Source organism: Ferruginibacter sp., from assembly GCF_031391665.1.
Classification (GTDB): domain Bacteria; phylum Bacteroidota; class Bacteroidia; order Chitinophagales; family Chitinophagaceae; genus Ferruginibacter.
Genome location: NZ_JANMUN010000029.1, coordinates 1 through 3,858, shown reverse-complemented (window position 1 = coordinate 3,858; position 3,858 = coordinate 1). Strand labels below are relative to the sequence as shown.

The window sequence follows — 3,858 nt, the reverse complement described above, 5'->3', positions numbered from 1 at the left end:
GCAGTTTGTGCTTCTCCGGCAACAGTTACATCTAATAACATTACTGTAGTAATCGATCCGGTTTTATGCCCAGTGGGTTTTTATATGCCAACAGCATTTACCCCGGATAACAATGGAAAGAATGATGTATGTAAACCTGTACTTTTCGGAAATGTTGTTTCCTATAAATTTTCTGTTTTTAACAGGTGGGGGCAAAAAATATTTGAAACAACCGACTTACAAAAAGGATGGAATGGAGCAACCCCGGGGCTGCACACCGATACAAATACTTATGTATGGTTATGTACTTATCAATTTGAAGGCGGAGCGGTTGAAAATAGAAAAGGTACTGTATTGTTAATTCGTTAGTTTGAACTTTTTTATATTATAAACCAGTATTCCCAAAAATAGACGATATTCTATGCCTTGTTTCGTGGTAGAAGACCCCACTTCGCCATTGTTGATGTTCCGCACAATCTTCCTCCCTTCCTCGCCGTTGTTGCGTCTTATTGCCCAACAACGAATCGCACCTGAATCCTGTTAACGAAAAAAGCATTTCCTCTTCGCAACCATCGTTTGCTGCAATGCATCGTTGGTCAAAAAGACACAACGATGGCGGACATTATTGTGAAGCTAAAACCGATAACTTTTTTTCGTCGACTGAAACTATTCCGCACCAATCTCCGCTCCCTTCCTCGCCGTTGTTGTGTCTTATTGACCAACAACGAATGGGCCTGAATACAATTACCGAAAAAAGCATTTCCTCTTTCACATTGTAAAGAATATTTTTGAATTTGTTCGCTAAAGATTATTTTTATTCCATTGTAGCTACTGATCAATTTTAATGACCTACCAGGAATTTTATTATTGAACAAACTAAAAACAACTTCTAAGTTAGCTTGAGACAACAAAATTATTCAGGCATTAACCTTGAAGATATCTTTTGCAAACACAATTCCACTAAACCCATTTTCTCTAAAAAAATACAAAAAAAATATGCAAGAAAAATATCCACAGCTAACGGACAGAATTCAATCAGCATTTATTGACGCTATTTTAATTGTTATTTTAATGTTTGTTTTCGCCAGCATATTGGACAAGTTTGACAATGTACCAGATTGGGTACGCATAGTAATGTTTGCAGCACTTTTTATTGCTTATGAACCACTTTGTATGACGCTTGGCTTTACTTTAGGAAATTGTTTAAAAGGAATTAGAGTGAGAAAAAATTTGGACTCAACAAAACGTATCAATATATTTCAGGCAATTATCAGGTACCCGGTTAAAATGTTTTTGGGTTGGGTTTCGTTTTTAACAATTCATACCAATCCAAAAAGACGGGCAATTCACGACTTGGTTTCAGGTAGTGTAATGATTAAATTATAACGCAGTTTTCGCCTTCGCCTCACTGGGTAATCCCAATCGCCGCCATTTGGTTTTCAACCATAAGTGTTCGAAAGATTTCTCCGGTGTGTAATACGTTTACATTATAGTGTAAATAATGCCACCCCTTCGGGGTTATCTAACTGCTAATTTTTCGATTCTCTATATTAATGTCAGCCTTTCAGGCTTTAGAATCCCGAAGGGATGATATTACTATAGGGCAATTGATTCTCAAATACCAAAACCCCGAAGGGGTGGCATTATTTTTTGCAATGATAAAAATCTTCCGAACACTTATGGGTTTTCAACCAGCGGCGTACGCTTCAATTATACTTAACCGGCACTGGCAGCCTGAAGCCCACTATCCAACTTCACTCATTTACAACACACTAAAAATAAATTGATAATTTTATAGCATCTCCCCAACAGGCGCACACCAAAGTTTTTTTTGTATCTTAGTTACAACAATAAAAAATAAATTGTACAGGCCATGCCTAAAAAAACTGCAGCAGCTTTTTCAGCACTGTTAGAAAACTTTGTGGAAGAACAACAAAAGGCCTTTATAGCTAACGAGCCTAAACTTATCCTTATTATTATGGCCAGTACACAGGATAAGGAATTAGCTGCCGGTTGTGCACAGGATGTAAAAAACGTTAGGAAAGTTTTTAAAAAGATTGCTGCACACAGCCAGTTTAAATATGTGGAAATAGAAATTTCGGGGGATAATTATACTGGCGAAAATTTAATGGCCACCATTAAAAAACTGGACTCGATGGAAATTGATGTAACCATATTTTATTATTCGGGCCATGGTTTTTGCTATGCAGATGACAGCAGCCGCAAATTTCCGCAGCTGGATATGCGACACCCTGCTGATACTGCCGAATACAACGAGATGGGCTTTATAAGAAAACATACTAAAAACCTGCATGAAATTCTGCAGCTCATCCGCCTCAGGGGCGGAAGAATTAATATTGCCATAGGCGATTGTTGCAGCACTGTTATAACTCATAAGCGCAACAGCACAAGCAAATTTAACATGGAGGTAGTGGAAGACTTAATGTCGCCTAAAGAAAAATTGCTGAGCAAAAAAGTGGTTACTGCTGAAGATAATTATATCGATATAATAGTATCTGCAGCAAGGCCCGGACAGGCTGCTGTTACCGATTTAAAAAACGGCAGTTTATTTACGCAAAATTTTACAGCAGCTTTAGCAGCTGCCATTGCTAAAGAACCCAGGGGTGAAAAATACCTGCCCTTTCATCAATTGTTACAAAAAGCTGCCAGCCTGGCCAATAAAGCAGCAGCATATGATATCGGGAACGGTAAGCCCGGCCAGCAAATGGCCAGCTTTGAAATTTACATGGAAAATGTACAATATTAATATACTCCTCTGCTTTGCTGTTGTTACTTTGTAACGTATGCAATATGCAAAGCGTAACAACACAAATAACTTGTAAGCCTGCTGGCACCAACACTCATAATATTGTTCAACAATAAACGCTTTCACAACTGCAGTCTCACTTACCTCATTTCAATTTTTAAATAATTTGTTTAATTTTGTTTAAAACAATCGTTAAGCTAATTCCTCGCCCCTAAGAAAAATTTGTAGTTTTATTTATCTTCGTTGACGAACAAGCAGTATATAAAATATACACTATAATAAATATAAGCAACAACACTCAGTTAATTAAGTACCCTAATAAAACAAACCATGATGCGTTTATACAAAATTATTCCTTTAATCAGCCTTACATTTTTGCTCATCTTTCAAAACAGTATTAACACGGGTTGCACAAAGCCGCAGGATATACCAGCGGTTGATACTATTATCATTACACCACCACCTCCACCTGTAAATAATGATACTGTTTCGCTGGTACGTAAATTAGATGAGCTTACGAGTTTATATCCCGGTTACGGTATCAATAAAGAACGCAGTTTTTCATTTTATTATGATGCACAAAAAAGGCTTACATCCGTTGGTATAAAAGTTTACCCGCTTTATGTAACAGATACTTTTACCACCAGGCTTGAATATATTGGCAACAGCAAATTTCCATACCGCATCATTATGCCTGCCATTAACGTTTTTTCCCCGCCTTCGTACGACACTACCTGGTTTTTTTATGCGGCCAATGGCAAGCTGCAAAAAGATTCCAGTTATGAAAGATGGCTTGGAGGGCCTGAACGGGAACCCTTTTACAGAATTTATAGTTATCCTGATTCCAATACTGCAAAAATAGATTGGTATTGGATACCTGCCGTTTCTGCAAACCTTACGCTCATGCGCAGGGATACTGTAAAGTTTAATGCCACCGGCAGACTTGATTTTATTAAAGCGGTATATCTAAATGATCCTATTAGAGCTGATGGCGCTTATGCAAAAGCCGAAGCCTTTACATTCAGCCAAATAGTTAACCCACTTTCTAAATTAAACATAAGCGGCACACCTTATGCTCTAATTTATACCGAAGTAAAAAAAGAATTACTGGG

4 protein-coding genes are annotated in these 3,858 nt (G+C 37.6%); all 4 read left to right on the top strand.

Annotated elements, in window-relative coordinates; genetic code table 11:
- Positions 1-348 (top strand): T9SS type B sorting domain-containing protein (locus ACY651_RS02705; protein ID WP_462249458.1); only part of this gene is annotated, 348 nt, incomplete at its 5' end.
- Positions 349-975: 627 nt separating this feature from the next.
- Entirely contained in the window at positions 976-1,365 is a 390-nt protein-coding gene (locus ACY651_RS02700; protein WP_462249456.1) for an RDD family protein, read from the top strand.
- A 487-nt stretch (positions 1,366-1,852) separates the two neighbouring features.
- Positions 1,853-2,746: a caspase family protein gene (locus ACY651_RS02695; RefSeq protein ID WP_462249454.1), complete on the top strand. Its 894-nt coding sequence runs from the start codon at positions 1,853-1,855 to the stop codon at positions 2,744-2,746.
- Positions 2,747-3,076: 330 nt separating this feature from the next.
- Positions 3,077-3,858, top strand: a 782-nt coding sequence (locus tag ACY651_RS02690; protein ID WP_462249452.1) for a hypothetical protein, incomplete at its 3' end; no start/stop codon positions are given.

Coding starts and splice junctions, on each gene's coding strand:
- ACY651_RS02700 (WP_462249456.1), top strand. CDS start 976: ATGCAAGAAAAATATCCACAGCTAACGGACAGAATTCAATCAGCATTT.
- ACY651_RS02695 (WP_462249454.1), top strand. CDS start 1,853: ATGCCTAAAAAAACTGCAGCAGCTTTTTCAGCACTGTTAGAAAACTTT.